Source organism: Pseudomonas sp. BO3-4 (assembly GCF_034044115.1).
Taxonomy (GTDB): Bacteria; Pseudomonadota; Gammaproteobacteria; order Pseudomonadales; family Pseudomonadaceae; genus Aquipseudomonas; species Aquipseudomonas alloputida.
Window position 1 is genome coordinate 515,517 of record NZ_CP139018.1, and the last position, 18,713, is coordinate 534,229.

An 18,713-nucleotide genomic window follows, 5' to 3' on the forward strand; every position below is an offset into this window, starting at 1 on the left:
AAAAACCGGGCCTAGTGCCCGGTTTTTTGTTTTTACATCTATTGTTTATTTCTATTGATGTAAGTCATGTAATGAATTTGTTCCTGTAATCTTGCTCGTCAATACTCTCTCTACAGCCGATTAGCCGGCCCTTGAAGACCGAAAAGGAGAGCCCATGAGCAAGATTCTCACCACCGCCAGCGGTGCACCTGTAGCCGACAACCAGAACTCCCGCTCCGCCGGCCCGCGCGGTCCGCTGTTGCTCGACGACTTCCACCTGATCGAGAAGCTCGCCCATTTCAATCGCGAGAACATTCCTGAGCGTCGCGTCCATGCCAAAGGCTCGGGCGCCTACGGTACCTTTACCGTTACTCACGATATCACCGGCTATACCAGCGCCAAGCTGTTCGAAGAGGTCGGTAAACAAACCGAGACTTTCTTACGCTTCTCCACCGTTGGTGGCGAGCGCGGCTCTGCAGATACCGAGCGTGACCCGCGTGGCTTCGCGGTGAAGTTCTACACCGAGGAAGGCAACTGGGACATCGTCGGTAACAACACGCCAGTGTTCTTCATTCGCGACCCACTGAAATTCCCGGACTTTATCCACACCCAGAAACGCCATCCGCAGTCCAACCTGAAGAACGCTCAGATGATGTGGGACTTCTGGTCGCATTCCCCAGAAGCGCTGCACCAGGTCACCATCCTCTTTTCCGACCGTGGCATTCCGGACGGCTATCGCCACATGCATGGCTTTGGCAGCCACACCTACAGCCTGATCAATGCAAAGGGCGAACGCACTTGGGTCAAGTGGCACTTCAAGACCCAACAAGGCATCAAGAACCTCACCCCGACAGACGCTGCACGCCTGGCAGGTACCGACCCGGATTACGCTCAGCGCGACCTCTTCGAGGCCATTGAGCGTGGCGACTACCCGCGCTGGACTGTCTGCATTCAGGTGATGAGCGAAGCCGAGGCTGCCAGCCGCGACGAGAACCCATTCGACGTGACCAAGACCTGGTCGCAGAAGGATTATCCGCTCATCGAGGTGGGTGTGCTGGAGCTCAACCGCAACCCGCTCAACTATTTTGCAGAGGTCGAGCAGGCCGCGTTCGGCCCGAGCAATATGGTGCCCGGCGTCGGTCTTTCACCGGACCGCATGCTGCAAGGCCGTGTATTCGCCTACGCCGACGCGCACCGCTATCGCGTTGGCACCAACCACCAGCAATTGCCAGTCAACGCGCCACGTTGCCCGGTCAACAGCTATCAGCGCGACGGCTCGATGGCCACCGGCAGTTACGGTAGTGCACCGAACTACGAGCCAAACAGCTACAGCGATGCCCCGAAACAGTCGCCACGTCATGCTGAGCCAGCATTGGCCCTGAATGGTTCGGCTGATCGCTACGATCACCGTGAGGACACTGACTACTTCAGTCATGCCGGCGCGTTGTTCCGTTTGATGAGCGATGAGCAGAAAGCCCTGCTGATCAGCAACATCGCCGGTACCATGGCGGGTGTCAGCGAAGACGTGATTCAGCGTCAGCTACAGTACTTCTTCAAGGCGGATCCGGCCTATGGCGAAGGGATTGCGAAGGCTTTGGGCATCAATCTCGCCTAAGTCGAAGTGATAAGAAGAACCGCCCTCATTTGGGCGGTTTTTCAATGAATATCACTACTGTTTAACCGATTTTTTGCGTCTGATTGCGCGTTTTTCAGTGACCATAGGCAAAAGCTGGTTCACACTATGTGGCATAGACGTTTTCACATGGAGAATCAGGGCGATGCAAGGCCACCCGGATGTAATCAACTATCTCGTCACGCTGCTGAAGGGCGAACTGGCGGCACGCGACCAGTACTTCATTCATTCGCGCATGTACGAAGACTGGGGCCTGTCCAAGCTCTACGAGCGCATCAACCACGAGATGGAGGAAGAGACGCAGCACGCCGATGCCCTGATGCGTCGTATCCTCATGCTCGAAGGGACCCCTGACATGCGTGCGGATGACCTGGAGGTCGGTAGCACCGTGCCGGAAATGATCGAGGCAGACCTCAAGCTCGAATACAAGGTGCGCGGTGCGCTTTGTAAAGGCATCGAGCTATGCGAACTGCACAAGGACTACGTCAGTCGTGACATCCTGCGTGCGCAGCTGGCCGACACCGAAGAAGATCACACCTACTGGCTTGAGAAGCAGCAGGGCCTGATCAAGGCCATTGGGCTGGAAAACTACCTGCAGTCGCAGATGTAAGTTACCCACAGGCTCAAGTAAAAGCCCCTGGCACCATCGGTACCAGGGGCTTTTTCATTGCGCTGGCAACACTTAGGCCCGGTCCCGCTCCAGCAATGGTTTCAGGTAATGGCCGGTATATGACTGCTTCATCTCGCTCAGCTCTTCTGGCGTACCGCAGGCAATGATCTGCCCACCCTTGGAGCCGCCCTCAGGCCCCAGGTCAACCAGCCAGTCGGCGGTCTTGATCACATCCAGGTTATGCTCGATCACCACCACGGTATTGCCGTGGTCGCGCAGGCGATGCAACACATCCAGCAGCTGCTGGATATCGGCAAAGTGCAGACCGGTAGTAGGTTCGTCGAGGATGTACAAGGTCTTGCCGGTATCGCGCTTGGACAGTTCGCGCGACAGCTTCACCCGCTGCGCCTCACCGCCGGACAACGTGGTCGCTGATTGCCCCAGTTTGATGTACGACAGGCCCACATCCATCAACGTTTGCAGCTTGCGCGCCAGCGCCGGCACCGCATCGAAGAACTCTCGGGCATCCTCGATGGTCATTTCCAGCACCTCGTGGATGTTCTTGCCCTTGTACTTGATCTCCAGGGTTTCGCGGTTGTAGCGCTTGCTCTTGCACACGTCACACGGCACGTAGATGTCCGGCAGGAAGTGCATTTCCACCTTGATCAGGCCATCGCCCTGGCAGGCCTCGCAACGGCCCCCCTTGACGTTGAATGAGAAACGCCCCGGACCATAACCACGCGAGCGTGACTCCGGTACACCGGAGAACAGCTCGCGGATCGGGGTGAAGATGCCGGTGTAGGTCGCCGGGTTGGAGCGTGGTGTGCGGCCGATCGGGCTCTGGTCGATATCCACCACCTTGTCCAGGTGCTGCAGGCCGTCCATGCTGCTGTGCGGTGCGGCTTCCAGACTGCTTGCGCCATTGAGTGCCGTGGCGGCCAAGGGGAAAAGGGTGTTGTTGATCAGCGTCGATTTGCCCGAGCCGGATACACCAGTCACGCAGGTCAGCAGGCCGATTGGTACTTCCAGGTCGACGTTCTGCAGGTTGTTGCCACGCGCGCCTTTGAGCTTGAGCTGCAGCTTCTTGTTGCGCGGTGTGCGCTTGGCCGGCACGACGATCTTCTTGCGCCCGGACAGGTACTTGCCAGTCAGCGAATCGGGATGGTCCATGACCTCCTGAGGCGAGCCCTCGGCGACGATCTGCCCACCGTGAACACCGGCGCCCGGGCCGATATCCACCACGTAGTCGGCCAGCCGAATGGCGTCCTCGTCGTGTTCCACCACGATCACCGTGTTGCCCAGGTCGCGCAAATGGTTGAGGGTGGCCAACAGGCGGTCGTTGTCGCGTTGATGAAGGCCGATGGACGGTTCATCGAGGATGTACATCACCCCCACAAGACCGGCGCCGATCTGGCTGGCGAGTCGGATACGTTGCGCTTCACCGCCGGACAAGGTGTCGGCGCTACGATCCAGGGTCAGGTAGTCGAGGCCGACATTGACCAGGAACTGAAGTCGTTCGCAGATTTCCTTGAGGATTTTTGCCGCGATTTCGCCACGGCGGCCGGTGAGGGTCAGTTGACCAAAGTAGTTGCTGGCTTCACCGATCGGCAAATTGGTTACCGCCGGCAGGGTTTTCTCGCCCACCCACACATGGCGCGCCTCGCGGCGCAGGCGCGTACCCCGGCAATCCGGGCACGGTTGCGTACCAAGGAACTTGGCCAGTTCTTCACGCACTGTGGCCGATTCGGTTTCGCGGTAGCGGCGCTCAAGGTTCGGCACAATGCCTTCGAACGGGTGCGATCGCTTGACGATATCGCCTCGGTCGTTGAGGTATTTGAAGTCGACACTCTGCTTGCCGCTGCCCTGCAGGATCACCCTCTGGTGTTCGGCCAACAGCTCACCGAATGGCTCCTCCAGGCTGAAGCCGTAGTGCGCTGCCAACGAACCGAGCATCTGGAAGTAGTACACGTTACGCCGGTCCCAGCCGCGGATCGCGCCTTCGGCCAAGGTCAGTTCCGTGTTGACCAGGCGTTTGGTGTCGAAGAACTGCTTGACCCCCAGGCCGTCGCAAGTCGGACAGGCGCCCGCCGGGTTGTTGAAGGAGAACAGCTTCGGTTCCAGCTCGCTGATCGCGTGGCCGCACACCGGACAGGCGAAGCGCGCGGAGAAGATCGTCTCCTCGCCTTGTTCGTCGTCCATCGGTGCCACCAGGGCAATACCATCGGCCAGCTTCAACGCGGTCTCGAACGATTCGGCCAGGCGCTGTTGCAGGTCGGCGCGGACTTTGAAGCGGTCCACCACCACATCGATGCTGTGCTTCTTCTGTTTGTCCAGCTTGGGCAATTCATCGAGTTCGTAGAGCTTGCCGTTGACCCTGGCCCGCACGAAGCCCTGGGCGCGAAGCTCGTCAAACACCGCCAGGTGCTCGCCCTTGCGCTCGCGCACCACCGGCGCGAGCAGCATCAGCTTGCTGCCTTCCGGGCGCTCCAGCACCAGGTCGACCATCTGGCTGATCGTTTGCGCCTCCAGCGGGATATCGTGGTCCGGGCAGCGTGGAGTACCGACGCGGGCGTACAACAGGCGCAGATAGTCGTAGATTTCGGTGATGGTGCCGACCGTGGAGCGCGGGTTGTGCGAGGTCGACTTCTGCTCGATGGAAATCGCCGGCGACAGGCCTTCGATGGTGTCGACGTCGGGCTTTTCCATCATCGACAGGAACTGCCGGGCGTAGGCCGACAGCGATTCCACGTAGCGGCGCTGGCCTTCGGCGTACAAGGTATCGAACGCCAGGGACGACTTGCCGGAACCGGACAGGCCGGTGATCACGATCAACTTGTCCCGGGGCAGGGTCAGGTCGATGTTCTTCAGGTTGTGGGTACGTGCCCCACGAATCAGGATCTTGTCCACTGCGGCCTCGCTTGGCGGGCATAAACAAGGAAGTATACGGCGCGCCAGTATGACGCGGCAAAGCGTCGCGTAGATGCCGTCAAGCTGTCGGACTGATAGAATCGCCGCCGGTTCACACGAGGTTAATCCATGCACGACACCCACAACGAGCGTATGAGTAGCGGCGAAACCCGCGCCGCTGGCGGCCTTGCCCTGGTCTTTGCCTTTCGTATGCTGGGCATGTTCATGGTCTTGCCGGTACTGGCCACCTACGGCATGGACCTGGCTGGCGCCACGCCTGCCCTGATCGGCCTGGCCATTGGTGCCTATGGCCTGACCCAGGCGGTATTGCAGATCCCGTTCGGGATGGTTTCCGACCGCATCGGTCGCCGGCCGGTGATTTATCTGGGGCTGGTGATCTTTGCCCTGGGCAGTGTGCTGGCGGCCCAGGCTGACTCTATCTGGGGCGTGATTGCCGGGCGCATCCTGCAGGGCGCGGGGGCAATTTCTGCCGCGGTGATGGCACTGCTGTCGGACCTCACCCGCGAACAACACCGGACCAAGGCCATGGCCATGATCGGCATGAGCATCGGGCTGTCGTTTGCTGTCGCCATGGTCGTTGGTCCATTGCTGACAAGTGCCTTTGGTTTGTCAGGTTTGTTCCTGGTTACGGCCGGGCTTGCCTTGGTCGGCATCCTGTTGATCGCGTTTGTCGTACCCAACACCCACAGCATTTTGCAGCACCGCGAGTCGGGGGTGGCGCGCCAGGCCATCGGCCCGACACTGCGTCATCCGGACCTTCTGCGCCTGGACATAAGCATTTTCATCCTGCACGCCGTCCTCATGGCCAGCTTCGTTGCGCTGCCGCTGGCGTTCGTCGAGCGTGGCGGTCTGCCCAAGGAGCAGCATTGGTGGGTGTACCTGACCGCGCTGTTCATCTCATTTTTTGCAATGGTCCCGTTCATCATCTACGGCGAAAAAAAGCGCAAGATGAAACGAGTGTTGGCCGGCGCAGTCAGTGTCCTGCTGCTGACAGAGATATACTTCTGGGAGTGGGCTGACGGTTTGCGCGGACTGGTGATTGGCACCGTGGTATTCTTTACCGCATTCAACCTGCTGGAGGCTTCGCTGCCTTCTCTGGTGAGCAAGGTATCGCCTGCCGGTGGCAAGGGGACGGCAATGGGGGTGTATTCCACCAGCCAGTTCCTCGGTGCAGCGTTAGGCGGGATCCTTGGCGGCTGGTTGTTCCAGCACGGTGGGCTGAACACGGTGTTCCTCGGTAGCGCGGTGCTGTGTGCTATCTGGCTGATCGTCGCCTTGCGCATGAACGAGCCGCCATATGTGACCAGCCTGCGCATGCCCCTGACGCCTGAGGCGGTCCGGGAAGCCGGCCTGACCGAGCGCCTGATGGCCGTGCCGGGTGTGACCGACGCTGTGGTGGTGGCAGAAGAAGCCGCCATCTATATCAAACTGGATACGAAAATTTTGGACCGTGCGACCCTCGAGCGACTGGTGAATCCAGCCTCTTCGGCGTGCGAAGCCTAGGAGAACGTTATGGCCCGTGGGGTTAACAAAGTCATTCTGGTCGGTACCTGTGGCCAGGATCCCGAAGTCCGCTACCTGCCCAACGGTAACGCCGTGACCAACCTGAGCCTGGCCACCAGCGAGCAGTGGACTGACAAGCAGTCGGGCCAGAAGGTCGAGCGTACCGAGTGGCACCGTGTGTCGCTGTTCGGCAAGGTTGCCGAAATCGCTGGCGAGTACCTGCGCAAGGGTTCGCAGTGCTACATCGAAGGCAAGTTGCAGACCCGCGAGTGGGAAAAAGACGGCATCAAGCGCTACACCACCGAGATCATCGTCGACATCAACGGCACCATGCAGCTGCTCGGCGGTCGTCCGCAAGGCCAGCAGCAGGGCGGCGACCCATACAACCAGGGTGGCGGCAATTACGGTGGCGGCCAGCAGCAACAGTACAACCAGGCACCGCCACGCCAGCAGGCCCAGCGCCCGCAACAGGCCCCTCAGCGCCCAGCGCCGCAACAGCCTGCGCCGCAGCCGGCGGCTGACTTCGACAGCTTCGATGACGATATTCCGTTCTAGCGACTACCTCGGACTTTTTTGTAAAGTCTGAAGCCAGAACCCCCGCCATGCGGGGGTTTTGCGTTTTTGGGACTGTAAAATTTATGTTGACGTTTTTTTATTGGTCTGCAACCATGTAAAAATGTAAAGTATTGGTGCGGACATGGACATCACAATCCGAAGGTTTAGGGGGTCGGACGGCGAAAGGTTTTCGGTCTTGGTCGACGGCCAGGGGATGCCGCTTTTCTATCCCACTCTGTTCGCAACCTGGCAGCTGCGCGCCCGCTCACTTGCCGCTAACTCGATCACGAATGCGCTCAACGCACTCAAGGCTTTCTGCGCCTGGGAGGCTCATTCTGGCCTGAGCGCAGAGTCGATACTTTCGCGTAGCGAGCTACTCGACCAAAACCAAATCAGAGACCTGTGCGACTTTCTTCAGCGCTCGCTGCTCACCGATGAGAAGCAAAAGGTCACCCCAATCAAGAAAAAGCTGAAGGTAGTGGGCGCTAGCGTTCATTATTTCCGGCTGTCAATCGTCGCCAATTACCTTGAGTTCCTAGCGCACAGGTTGGCACCTGGCCTTGATGACGACCGGATCAAAAAGATGGTCGAGGCAATCAAGGCGCATCGGCCCAGCAAGCCTCAAAAGTCTGCGCAAGCTCGGGATGAGATCTACCTTACCGACGAGGTGATCCAGGTAATCGAAGATGCTCTCAGGCCAGAGGCACAGAACAACCCTGCTAAGGAATATGGTGTTCAGCTGCGGAACGCCTTGGTTTTCTTCATCCTCAAGCTGACAGGGATTAGGCGAGGGGAGCTGCTTAATCTGCGGATTTCAGATTTCGATTTTGGTGCGAACATCATGTCGGTCGTACGGCGTCCAGACTCGAACGTCGATATGCGAAAACACCAGCCAACCGCCAAAACCCTGCCAAGACGCCTGCGTATCCATCCTGAGCTTATGAAACGAGTTTACGAGTACGTCTCGAAGCAACGGTGCAAAGTTCCTGGTGCCCGGAGGCACGATTTCCTGTTTATCACACATAAATCGGGCCCCACCGAAGGTGCGCCACTCTCCATAGGTGCTTTCAGCAAGTGGATGGTGAAACTAGGTGATCTTGTCCAAGGCGCTGGTTTTCACGCCCATGCATTACGGCACAACTGGAACTACGAATTCTCTCGCATCGCTGAGCAGCGCGGAATGAGTCCTGAGGAAGAGGAAAAAACGCGTTCGTACTGGATGGGCTGGGATGAGACTTCAGGAACCGCATCTATCTACAACGGGCGGCGTACGAAGGAAAAGGCGCAGCAAGCGGGCCTAGAGCTTCAAGAGCGATACATGAACCGTGAAAGTGGAGCTGGTAATGATGAGTGAAATGCTCGCCTCGGCGGAGGATGCAAACAGAGGTATCCCTCAGCATCAAGGGGAGACATTTCTCTCGCGTGAAGGCTATATCGTCGAACTTGACGATGACCGCTGGCGATTGAGCAAAGACATTGACATCGCCGTTGGGAGTTTTTGCAAGAGCTTTCCCGGTGACTCTGGTGTTTTTCGCCGGGTACTGGCGTTTTATGCAAAACACAACGCACCATCACATGCACGAAATTTGATGGAGCGTGTTGCACACTACGTAAGAGAGCTAAACGGTAGCGATCTCTTCTCGGTAGAATCGATCATTTCCTATAGAGCTAGCCTGGATAAGGCTCATGAGTGGTATCTGTCCAGCACACGGATTTTTATTCAGCAATGGGCGAGATTAGGGTATCCAGGTATCCCAAATGAGACATTAACGCTGCTCGACAACCTTGTCATCAAGGGTAATGAAAAGGGAAGGGCTGTCCAGTCAATGTGCCCTGATGAAGGCCCACTTACAGATATTGAGATGCAGGGCGTTATCGAGGCCACTACACATGCATTCGTGCAGAAGAGCCTTTGCCTGTCAGATACATGTCTGGTAATGGTTCTAGCGATGACTGGACGGCGGCCAGCGCAGATCTCGGCGCTCAAGATAAAAGATCTTATTGACCGCAGCAACAAATACTTTATCAATTTTCCACGCGCCAAACAGCGCGGAATGAAGTGGCGTTCGACGTTCAAAATGTTTGCAATCATCGAAGATCTGTGGCTGTTGCTCAATCAGCAGGCGGATGAAGTTGTAGAGCAGTTTTGTAAAGCGTTGGAGGTTAAATCCATTCCGCCTGAAATAAGGGGTGAACTGCCACTGTTCGCAAAAGTCAGCGATCACCTTTCACCTTCAGATATTCGCTCGATGCTGAGTTCTGATCAACTTCATATCACATCTTCTGAAGTATACTTCAGCGTCAGAGATGCTGGGATATCAATTGGCGTAATTAGTGAGCGGACGGGGTTTCCGTTGCATCTAAATCCTAATCGCTTTCGCTACACCCTTGGAACAAATCTGGCTCGTGAGGGTCAAGGCGAGTATGTGATTGCAGAGGCGCTCGATCATTCGGATACACAAAATGCCGGAGTGTACGTCCGAAATATTCCCGAAATTGTAGAGCGGATAAATAAGGCCGTCGCAATGCAACTGGCTCCAATTGCCCAGGCGTTCAGAGGAGTTCTGATCTCTTCGGAGAGCGATGCGCTTCGTGGAGGGGATCCATCCAGCCGAATATCGAATGGGAAAACTGGTGTTGGCAGTTGTGGGAGCTATGGGTTCTGCAACGCGCTTGCTCCGCTTGCCTGCTATACCTGCGCCTACTTTCAGCCTTGGCTTGATGGGCCACACGAGGAAGTCTTGGAGGAATTGATAGGGCAGCGTGACCGTGTAAGAGACCTTACGGGTGACCTAAAAGTCGCATCAACCAATGACCGGTTGATTCTTGCGGTTAGCGATGTGATTCATCGGTGCCAAGTGGCGAAAGGAGTGAACGCTCGTGGCTGATATCATATTCTTTGTACCTAAAGCTGAAAGAGATGCCAGGCTGAACCTCGCTGACTTCATTGAAATGTGTCGCGACCGCTTGACAGTATTTGGAGCAGACCTAGATTGGTACTCCAATGCTTGGCCCAAGGTTGGCAACTTTACAGTCAAGGGAGCTCCTTCTCGCGGTTATAGCCAGGAACAGCTGCTCAATGCGGAGATTCTTCCTTTCGCAAAAGCGTACGTTCGCTATCAACAGGGCATTAAACCGTCTCAATTGTTCAACGAGTTTAAGGCGTTGCGCTGCATTGAGCCTGCACTGCTATCTGTGAAAGGCGCTGCCGACATTACTCTAGTGGACACCACGGTGCTCGATGTCGCTGGTGGTATTGCACGGGAATATCAGGCCTCTGGATATCAGGCGGGAAAAGCCCTAGAGAAGCTGGTGAAGTTTCTCAACGAAAGCAAGATCGTTTCTAGTCGCCTGGAGTGGAAAAATCCAATTTCCAAACCGAAGGAAATCGACCGAACCGATCCAGCGACGAAAGCAAAACGTGAGGGGAAGCTCCCCGACGATTTCCAGTTGGGAGCAATGGCAGAGATGTTCGCCAACAACTCTCTACATCCGCGTGATCGTTTCACCACATGTATCTTCGCCTTGCTAATGTCTGCCCCATCAAGAATTACTGAGGTGCAAAAACTCCCATTGAATGTCTTTCATCGTCAAGATGACATTAAGGGCGTTGAGCGGCTTGGACTTCGCTTCTTTGCAGGTAAAGGCTACGGTTGGGATATTAAGTATGTTCCTGAGTTTATCGAAGACATTACCGAGGAAGCTGTCAGGCGGCTGACAGAACTCTCCGAAGAAGGTAGGGCTCTGGCCCGGTGGTATGAAACCAATCCTACGAAGTTTTATCGACACGATGAGTGCCCAGACGTTTCAGAGGATGCACCTCTAACTGACCACCAGGTTTGCCTTGCGCTGGGATTACGTGCTGATAGCAATCGTTCCGCTATCGATGCTTATTTTCAAAAATATTCACCATACAAACAATGGCGAAAGCGCAATGAGCCACTAACGCTTTCGTTTCTCAATGAGTACTGCCATTCGGTATTGCCCAAAGATTTCCCTTTGTTAGACGTCGAACGAAATCTCAAGTACTCGGAGGCGCTGTGCTGCTATCGGGCACATGAGTTTCGACTTGACTTGACCACCAGCAGGGTGAAGCTGTGGGTTCCTGGCAAAAGCACTTTCACAAGTGATTTGAACTTTATTGATGGGCAAGAGAGGAGCATTTGGACTCGTAACGGATATAAAAATCCGGACGGCACCGAAGTAACAATGACTTCCCATCAAATTCGCCATCTGCTGAACACCGCTGCTCAACGCGGTAATCTCGGACAGCTGGATATAGCGCGATGGTCTGGTCGTGCGAACGTGCATCAGAACGTCGTGTACAACCACATGACTGAAGATGAGTACGTCAAGATAAGCGAGAACGCGTTACCTGAAGGGGTACTTGATAAAGTTCACGCTAACGCCCCAGTGACCTTGGCCGATCTGGACGCCATTGGGGATGCCATTGCCCACGTCACAATTTACGGTTACTGCGTCCACGACTACTCGATGATGCCCTGCCAAAAGCACATGGACTGCTTGAATTGTACGGAGCATGCGTGCGTGAAAGGTGACGCGGAAAAGCTGGAGCGATTAAGGATGCAGCGACAGCTCACTCGCGTTCAGCTTGAAAAGGCCAGAGCCGCAGATGCGTCGGGATACTTTGGTGCTGATCGTTGGAGTCAACATCAAATTAAGACCCTAGAGCGGCTTGATCAGCTTATCGAGATCATGGAAAACCCCGACGTTCGCGATGGCAGCGTAATCATGCTCAACAATGACCAGGAATACAGTTTGCTGAAGCGCGAGGTTGCTGCTCGCCAGGGTTCCAAGCAGCTGGCTCAGCCTGTTCCTGAATTACCTCTGCTGGATTTCGCGATGGATATGTTCTGACATGGCCAGGCACTTAACGGAACGTCACATCCAAATACTGGTTGACCTTATCGACGCTTGGCCAGGCAAGCTTACGTGGGAGGGGCTGTGCAACGAAGGGGCGGAAGTACTTGGTTTTCGTCCGACTCGTCAGACTCTCTATGCCCATCGGGCAGTGAAGGCAGCATATGACGCGAGAAAAACGCATCTTAAGACGGGGCTTATGCCTACCAAACGCCCCGAAAGCCTTGCGATTGCCGAGCAGCGAATCCGAAAGCTTGAGAGCGAGGCTGCTCGATTGACCTCTGAGAATGAGCGGCTCATAGAACAGTTCATTCGCTGGCAGTACAACGCCCAAAAACGAGGTGTATCGAAGGCCATGCTGGACGAACACCTTCCTGTAATCGACCGTGACTCTTCGGAGAAGAAGCGCTGATGGCGAATGGGCAACAGAGGGCAGGGGAAAACCTTGTAGCGTTCAGGGCATGGGCCCAATCGAAGTCAGATGATGATTTTCGAGAGTACGTGTATCGAGGTCAGCTTAAGCGCGCTGAGATCTTTGCAGAGTGCGGATTTGGTCGCAGTGCTTTGGCCCAGAATCCGGCGATCAGAGCCGAGCTGGAGGAGTTGGAGGATGCTCTGCGTAAGCGAGGGGTTCTTCCAGCCACTGGCGGAGAGCGCGGAACTGGGGCAGATAAACTAGCCACAAGAGATACCCAATCAAAGCAGCGAAGGCAGGACGGCCAACGTCTCAATAGCCTCGAGCAAGAAAACGCTGCCCTACGAGCCGAACTTGGCAAGGCCAAATCGATGCTGGAGAGCTGCAAGCTAATGGCCGCATTTCTCGACGAGACAGGACGGATGCCGAGATGAATCTACAGCCCCCTTCTTTGCTCAGCATCACTGTGCGGGTAACCCGTATTCGTTCTGCAAATCGTAAGGGCTGCATCGCCTTTGGGCACCGGGTAGATGTTGAGTCAGGCCTCAACGATAGGTCGACAGCCATCGTCATTGCGGTTCCTGCTAGCACGGCCCCAAGCTCGCTTGTCGAGGTTGGGGGAATCTACGAAGTCTACGGTGAAAGCAGTGTTGTGCACCGTGAACACTCCGGCTTCAAAGTCTCGGAAATTCAGGTCGACGCTCAAGACATTCGACTGGTTCGGCCGAGTGGTAGCCAGCTAATCCAATGGCTCGCGGACAATGCACCAGGTGTTGGTGAAGTCAAAGCGACCAAGCTTTGGGATGCCTTCCAGGAAGCTTTGTACGACATCCTGGATAACTCGAACCATGATGCAATCAGCAAGATCATCCCATCTGATAGCGTTCGTACTGACCTGTTTGCTGCCTGGCTCGAGAATGGCGATGCCAAGACACTGCGCTTTGTTCAGGACAAGGGCATTCCCCTTGATCTGGCCCGCAAGGCCATCAAGTTCCACAAGGGCAACACCATCTCCGCTTTGCAAGACGACCCATACCGTTTGCTGAGTTTTTGCGGTAGTTGGGGGGAGGTCGACAGGATCGCGCGCGAGCGTTTCTCCGTTCGACTTGATGACCCTCGACGCTTGAGAGCGGCCATGGAGGAAGCGCTCTATCGTGCTGCCGAGAAGGGGCACACCTGCGCGACCATCTCTGATCTCCATCAGACAGTCAGCAGGCTGCTGGCACCACATCCTGCACCTACTGCTGCATTAGCTAAGGCTTTGCTGCAAGGCAAGTCGACTGGTCAGTTCATCGTCCGTAATACCGCAAGCGGCGATGTGATGCTCCATGCGCCGGGTACGTACATCATGGAGCGATGCTGTGCTGAATTCATCTTGTCGTTACTGCGAGAGCCGGTATTACAGCAGCCCCTGTTCCCGACTGATGTAGCCAGCGTAATCGCTGACTTTGAGCAGTCAGAGCGCGATCATCTGAAGCTCAACACTTTTGCACTGAACGACGCTCAGCGTGTAGCCGTGAATACATCATTCACCAATCGGTTCAGCATCATCACTGGTGGTGCCGGCGTTGGCAAAACAACTGTCCTCAAAGCTCTGTATAAGGCGTTGGATAGACTTGGCAAACCTAGGTTTCAAATGGCTCTGTCGGGGCGTGCGGCTGCTCGTATGACCGAGGCGACACAAGAGTCAGCGACGACCATTGCTGGCTTCCTTCGAAACGCGACAGAAGATGACATGGGCGAGTCCCCGGTCGTCATCATTGACGAAGCTTCGATGCTGGATGTCGTGACGTTCTACAAACTCACGCAGAAGCTACCAAGCGGAACCCACCTAGTGCTCGTTGGTGACCCATTCCAGCTCCCGCCGATTGGTGCGGGCTTGGTCTTCCACGTGCTTTGCCAGCTCGCGGCCATCCCTGTAACTCGCCTGACAGAAGTGAAGCGTCAAGCAAAGGGCTCTGAGATCCCAGCCGCAGCAAGCGCGATCAGAGAGGGAGAGTGGCCTGCCTTCAGTTCTGCAGAGGTGGCGGAGGTGGTGTTCTTACCGTGCCCAGAGACCGAAATCATCTCTGAAACGATGCGTCTCTACGAAATGGACAAAGACAACACCCAGATCTTGGCTGCTACTCGTTCAAGCCCTTATGCGGGGGTCGAGACTATCAACCGGCTGTGCCACCTTCGCTATGTGGCAAGTGCGCGCCCACTCCTGGCGACAAGCGAGGATACGGGCGCACTGGAGCAGACAGGGTTCTGTGAAGGGGACTTGCTCATCTACACGGCAAATGATTGGGGGCGGAATTTGCAAAATGGTCGGCTAGGCCGGCTGTTGACCGTCTTCAATGAGCCGATCAAGGTCAACACAGGTACCGAGGAAAAGCCCGTTTGGCGTTTAGCGCTGGCCCAAGCGGACTTCGAAGGGGCTCGGCATTACCTGTTTGAGTCGGACATAGATCTCATCCAGCACGCGTATGCGATCACTGTTCACAAGAGCCAAGGTTCTCAGTTCCGACGAGTAATCATCCCCGTCGTGAAATCCAAGGTGCTGGATCGCACGTTCGTCTACACCGCGCTGACCAGGGCCCAGGTTCAGGTCATATTCATCGGCGATGCCGAAGCAGTGAGGGAAGCGATTACTCTCCCTCCACGTGCGTTCTCTCGCCAGGTGGGCCTCAAGGCCATGCTTCAAGACGCTCTTGAGACCCTTCCACGGGCCGCCTAACCAAGCGTTGGGCGGATGAGTGCCTACGGCAGTTGAAAGGGGTTAATGTAAGGTTTTGCCCCGCTGATACGTAAAAACCTTACGAAATTCTTTACGTTTCTATCTATCTCTTCATGTTAAATGGCCGTCCAGGCCCCGTCAGTCAGTCGATTCACTCACTCACTCAGTGGCTGGTAACTGAAAAGAGGTCGGCATTACCGTTCTGATCAGAGCGGTAAGGCGTTCAGCAAGACCAGAAACCCAGGGCAGTTGCCCTGGGTTTTTTTATGGGCAGCACCGCGTATCTGGCATCGCTTTCAGTAGAACAACCGCGGCTCCGCCGAATCCAGCAGGCTTGCCAGCTTGGTCAGGGCAAAGCCCAGTGCCTGGCGGCTGGGTGCCATCAGGGCGATGCGCACACCGCTGGTGGGGTGGCTGCGTTCTGGCAGGAACTGGCTGCCGCTGACCACCGTTACGCCGTTATCACGCGCCAGGTTGGCAAACTCGTCGCTGGTCCACGGTTCTGGCAGCTCCAGCCAGATATGGAAGCTGTGAGGCTGGGTGCGGATCTTGTATTGGCCAAGAATCTCCCGGGCCATGTGCTGGCGCGCGGCCGCCTCCTGTTGCTGCATACGCACCAGCTGGTCGGCCTTGCCGCTGTTGATCAGGTTACTGGCCAGTTGCGCCATCAGTGGCGATGGCATCCACACGCTGCTGCGTACCATCGATGATAACCGCGACAGGGTTTGCGGCGGGGCGTACAGGTAGCCGATGCGCAGTGCCGGCAGCACGCTTTTGGACAGGCTGGTGAGGTACACCGAGCGTTCAGGCGCATACGCTGCAAGCGGCTTGTAGCCCGGGTCGGGCTCGAGAAAACCGTAGATATCGTCATCCACGATGAACAGGTCGAACTCACGGGCGATCTCGGCGATAGCCTGGCGCCTTGCTGGGGGCATGATCGAGTTGGTCGGGTTCTGGTGCGTGGTGACGCACACCAGCAGGGAAGGGCGGTGTTCCAGGCAGGCCGCGCGCAATGCCTCCGGGATGAGCCCGTGTTCGTCCATGGCGACGCCGCGCAGGCGCCGGCCCAGGCTGTGGGCCAGGGATATGATGCCCGGGTAGCAGAGCGACTCGCACAGCACCACATCGTCACTCTTCGACAGGCTGCTGATGGCCACCAGCAGCCCATGCTGGGCGCCAGCAGTCAGTACCACCTGCTGCCAGCGAGCATCAGGCAGCCAGCGCTGTATCCAGGTCGCACCGGCTTGTTTGTGGGACGTGTGGCCACCTTCTGTCACATAGTCGAGTACCTGCCCCAAGTCCGAGGAGGCGGCCAGTTCGCGGATAGCCGTGCCTAGCCACTCGCTCATGTGAGCGTCGTTGGGCTTGATGATCGAGAGGTCGATCTGGCTACTCTCGCCGGCAACGGGTGTGGGCACCGACGGGGCGGGTAATGGCTGCCGCAGTTGCCTGACAAATGTGCCTCGGCCTACCTCGCCAGCCACCAAACCACGCTTGGCTGCTTCGTCGTAGGCCCTGCCAACCGTGCCGGGGGTTACATTCAGCGCCTCGGCGAGGTCCTTGAGCGTGGGTAAGCGATCGCCTTCTGCAAGCCGACCACGTTCGATGTCCTGTTCAAGGGCATCAGCGATCATCAGGTAAACCGGCTGTGTTTGATGGCTGTATTGGGGGACCCACATGGAGATGGCACCAGGCTCTGCAAGAGCGCGAAAGCCTAGCATGAAAGCTCGGATGCAGGTAATGATGGTAATTGGTTAAATTGAATTGAATTTATTTGAGATTGAATCGATTCAATTTTTGAAATTACAATCATCGCACCGATCAGGCCAGCCGCTCTCAGGCTGCGCCTGGCATAACGCTCCACTGGATGGACTTTGCTATGGACATGTTGGGTTCTTACTGGGCGGAGCACGGGTTGCTGGCAATCCTCATGCTTGGCGCGATCGCTTTTGTTGCGGGCTTCGTTGACAGCATTGCCGGGGGTGGCGGTTTGTTCCTGGTGCCGGGTTTTCTGCTGGTTGGCATGCCGCCCCAGGTGGCACTGGGCCAGGAAAAACTGGTCAGTACCCTCGGCACGCTGGCGGCTATCCGCAACTTCCTGGCCAACAGCAAGATGGTCTGGCAGGTAGCGTTGGTGGGGGTGCCGTTTTCGCTATTAGGCGCCTACCTGGGGGCACACCTGATCGTATCGATCTCGCAGGAAACGGTGGGCAAGATCATCCTGGCACTGATCCCGCTCGGCATTCTCATTTTCCTTACCCCCAAGGATCGTCCGGTCGAGGAGCGCGAGCTGTCTTCGCGAATGCTGTACACCGTAGTGCCGTTGACTTGCCTGGTCATCGGCTTCTATGACGGCTTCTTCGGCCCCGGTACCGGCAGCATGTTCATCATCGCTTTCCATTACCTGCTGCGCATGGACCTGGTCTCCAGTTCAGCCAACTCCAAAACCTTCAACTTCGCTTCCAACATCGGTGCTTTGGTGGCGTTCGTCAGCGCAGGCAAGGTCGTCTACCTGCTGGCATTGCCACTTGTGGCCTGCAACATCCTCGGTAACCACCTGGGCAGTTCCCTGGCCTTGCGTAAAGGCAACGACGTGGTGCGCAAGGCGTTGGTGTTCTCGATGCTCTGTCTGTTCATCAGCCTGGGCGTGAAGTACCTGACCTGACCCATTGATAGGAGATAACCAATGAAAACCGCATTTGTAACCGGTGCTTCCTCAGGCTTTGGCCGCGCCATCTGCTGCACCCTGATCGGCAAAGGCTACCGGGTGATCGGTGGCGCCAGGCGCATGGACAAACTGAAAGCACTTGAGGCCGAACTGGGCGTCAATTTCATTCCGCTGGCGCTGGATGTCACTGACCCCGTATCGCTTGAGAAGGCGGTCGAGCAGCTGCGTGAGGCGTCGCTGCAGATCGATCTGCTGGTCAACAATGCGGGGCTGGCGCTGGGCGTGGACCGTGCCCAAACCAGCAGTGCCGCAAACTGGCAGCAGATGATCGACACCAACATCACCGGCCTGGCCATGGTCACCCACAAGATCCTGCCGCAAATGGTGGAAGCCGATAGCGGCATGATCATCAACATCGGCTCGATCGCCGGCACTTACCCCTACCCGGGCGGTAACGTGTATGGCGCCAGCAAGGCGTTCGTCCGCCAGTTCAGCCTCAACCTGCGTGCCGACCTGGCTGGCACCCGCGTGCGGGTGAGCAATATCGAGCCGGGGCTGTGCTCAGGCACTGACTTCTCGGTGGTGCGCCTCAATGGCGACCTGGACGCCGTGCAGGCCTTGTATCGGGATGTAGAGGCCCTCCTGCCGGAGGACATCGCAGCAACGGTAGCCTGGGTTGCCGAGCAGCCGGCGCACGTGAATATCAATACCATCGAGATCATGCCTGTGGCGCAGAGCAGTGCGGCGCTGAATGTGGTGCGCAACTTGCCACGTGCCTGATCGAGGCCGCACCACTGACCCAGGTCATCGCACCTTCTGGAT

Annotated in this window: 14 protein-coding genes; 12 read left to right on the top strand and 2 right to left on the bottom strand. The window is 56.7% G+C overall.

Annotation, left to right across the window (positions count from 1 at the left end; all coding sequences use genetic code 11):
* The first annotated feature begins 154 nt into the window (after window positions 1–154).
* Window positions 155–1,594, top strand: a complete 1,440-nt coding sequence (locus REH59_RS02360) for a catalase (RefSeq protein WP_014860902.1) — start codon at window positions 155–157, stop codon at window positions 1,592–1,594.
* A 163-nt stretch (window positions 1,595–1,757) separates the two neighbouring features.
* Window positions 1,758–2,222: a bacterioferritin gene (gene bfr, locus REH59_RS02365; protein ID WP_003255449.1), complete on the top strand. Its 465-nt coding sequence runs from the start codon at window positions 1,758–1,760 to the stop codon at window positions 2,220–2,222.
* 72 nt (window positions 2,223–2,294) lie between these two features.
* Here the strand turns inward: bfr and uvrA are convergent, their stop codons facing one another.
* Window positions 2,295–5,129 carry an excinuclease ABC subunit UvrA gene (gene uvrA, locus REH59_RS02370; RefSeq protein WP_014860903.1) on the bottom strand — a complete coding sequence of 945 codons (2,835 nt, stop codon included), beginning with the start codon at window positions 5,127–5,129 and terminating at the stop codon, window positions 2,295–2,297.
* 129 nt (window positions 5,130–5,258) lie between these two features.
* Between uvrA and REH59_RS02375 the strand changes: the two genes are divergently transcribed.
* The 8 genes from REH59_RS02375 (at window position 5,259) to REH59_RS02410 (ending at window position 15,223) form a co-directional block, all read left to right on the top strand.
* A complete protein-coding gene (locus REH59_RS02375; RefSeq protein ID WP_014860904.1) occupies window positions 5,259–6,653 on the top strand; it encodes an MFS transporter in 1,395 nt (464 codons plus the stop codon).
* A 9-nt stretch (window positions 6,654–6,662) separates the two neighbouring features.
* Window positions 6,663–7,208 (top strand): single-stranded DNA-binding protein, encoded by a 546-nt coding sequence (locus REH59_RS02380; RefSeq protein WP_003255446.1) that lies wholly within the window; start codon window positions 6,663–6,665, stop codon window positions 7,206–7,208.
* A 142-nt stretch (window positions 7,209–7,350) separates the two neighbouring features.
* Window positions 7,351–8,562, top strand: coding sequence for a site-specific integrase (locus REH59_RS02385; protein ID WP_319006589.1), 1,212 nt, complete (start codon window positions 7,351–7,353; stop codon window positions 8,560–8,562).
* Window position 8,563: 1 nt separating this feature from the next.
* On the top strand, window positions 8,564–10,096 hold the full coding sequence (locus REH59_RS02390; RefSeq protein WP_320450586.1) for a site-specific integrase: 1,533 nt from the start codon (window positions 8,564–8,566) through the stop codon (window positions 10,094–10,096).
* Window positions 10,089–12,086, top strand: coding sequence for an integrase (locus REH59_RS02395; protein WP_319006590.1), 1,998 nt, complete (start codon window positions 10,089–10,091; stop codon window positions 12,084–12,086). The genes REH59_RS02390 and REH59_RS02395 overlap by 8 nt, the downstream gene beginning before the upstream one ends.
* A gap of 1 nt (window position 12,087) precedes the next feature.
* Window positions 12,088–12,501, top strand: coding sequence for a hypothetical protein (locus REH59_RS02400; protein WP_319006591.1), 414 nt, complete (start codon window positions 12,088–12,090; stop codon window positions 12,499–12,501).
* On the top strand, window positions 12,501–12,938 hold the full coding sequence (locus REH59_RS02405) for a VPA1267 family protein (RefSeq protein ID WP_319006592.1): 438 nt from the start codon (window positions 12,501–12,503) through the stop codon (window positions 12,936–12,938). The genes REH59_RS02400 and REH59_RS02405 overlap by 1 nt, the downstream gene beginning before the upstream one ends.
* Window positions 12,935–15,223 carry an ATP-dependent DNA helicase gene (locus tag REH59_RS02410; protein WP_319006593.1) on the top strand — a complete coding sequence of 763 codons (2,289 nt, stop codon included), beginning with the start codon at window positions 12,935–12,937 and terminating at the stop codon, window positions 15,221–15,223. The genes REH59_RS02405 and REH59_RS02410 overlap by 4 nt, the downstream gene beginning before the upstream one ends.
* 296 nt (window positions 15,224–15,519) lie before the next feature.
* Here the strand turns inward: REH59_RS02410 and REH59_RS02415 are convergent, their stop codons facing one another.
* Window positions 15,520–16,902 (bottom strand): PLP-dependent aminotransferase family protein, encoded by a 1,383-nt coding sequence (locus REH59_RS02415; RefSeq protein ID WP_003255445.1) that lies wholly within the window; start codon window positions 16,900–16,902, stop codon window positions 15,520–15,522.
* Between the two features lie 200 nt (window positions 16,903–17,102).
* On the opposite strand from REH59_RS02415, the gene REH59_RS02420 reads away from it, so the two are divergent.
* Window positions 17,103–17,888, top strand: a complete 786-nt coding sequence (locus REH59_RS02420; protein WP_003255443.1) for a sulfite exporter TauE/SafE family protein — start codon at window positions 17,103–17,105, stop codon at window positions 17,886–17,888.
* A 21-nt stretch (window positions 17,889–17,909) separates the two neighbouring features.
* Window positions 17,910–18,671 (top strand): SDR family NAD(P)-dependent oxidoreductase, encoded by a 762-nt coding sequence (locus REH59_RS02425; RefSeq protein ID WP_003255442.1) that lies wholly within the window; start codon window positions 17,910–17,912, stop codon window positions 18,669–18,671.
* Window positions 18,672–18,713 lie beyond the last annotated feature (42 nt).

Bases quoted from the DNA above. Each gene is read 5' to 3' on its own strand.
- REH59_RS02360 (WP_014860902.1), top strand. From the start codon at position 155: ATGAGCAAGATTCTCACCACCGCCAGCGGTGCACCTGTAGCCGACAAC.
- bfr (WP_003255449.1), top strand. From the start codon at position 1,758: ATGCAAGGCCACCCGGATGTAATCAACTATCTCGTCACGCTGCTGAAG.
- REH59_RS02375 (WP_014860904.1), top strand. From the start codon at position 5,259: ATGCACGACACCCACAACGAGCGTATGAGTAGCGGCGAAACCCGCGCC.
- REH59_RS02380 (WP_003255446.1), top strand. From the start codon at position 6,663: ATGGCCCGTGGGGTTAACAAAGTCATTCTGGTCGGTACCTGTGGCCAG.
- REH59_RS02385 (WP_319006589.1), top strand. From the start codon at position 7,351: ATGGACATCACAATCCGAAGGTTTAGGGGGTCGGACGGCGAAAGGTTT.
- REH59_RS02390 (WP_320450586.1), top strand. From the start codon at position 8,564: ATGCTCGCCTCGGCGGAGGATGCAAACAGAGGTATCCCTCAGCATCAA.
- REH59_RS02400 (WP_319006591.1), top strand. From the start codon at position 12,088: ATGGCCAGGCACTTAACGGAACGTCACATCCAAATACTGGTTGACCTT.
- REH59_RS02405 (WP_319006592.1), top strand. From the start codon at position 12,501: ATGGCGAATGGGCAACAGAGGGCAGGGGAAAACCTTGTAGCGTTCAGG.
- REH59_RS02410 (WP_319006593.1), top strand. From the start codon at position 12,935: ATGAATCTACAGCCCCCTTCTTTGCTCAGCATCACTGTGCGGGTAACC.
- REH59_RS02415 (WP_003255445.1), bottom strand. From the start codon at position 16,902: ATGTGGGTCCCCCAATACAGCCATCAAACACAGCCGGTTTACCTGATG.
- REH59_RS02420 (WP_003255443.1), top strand. From the start codon at position 17,103: ATGGACATGTTGGGTTCTTACTGGGCGGAGCACGGGTTGCTGGCAATC.
- REH59_RS02425 (WP_003255442.1), top strand. From the start codon at position 17,910: ATGAAAACCGCATTTGTAACCGGTGCTTCCTCAGGCTTTGGCCGCGCC.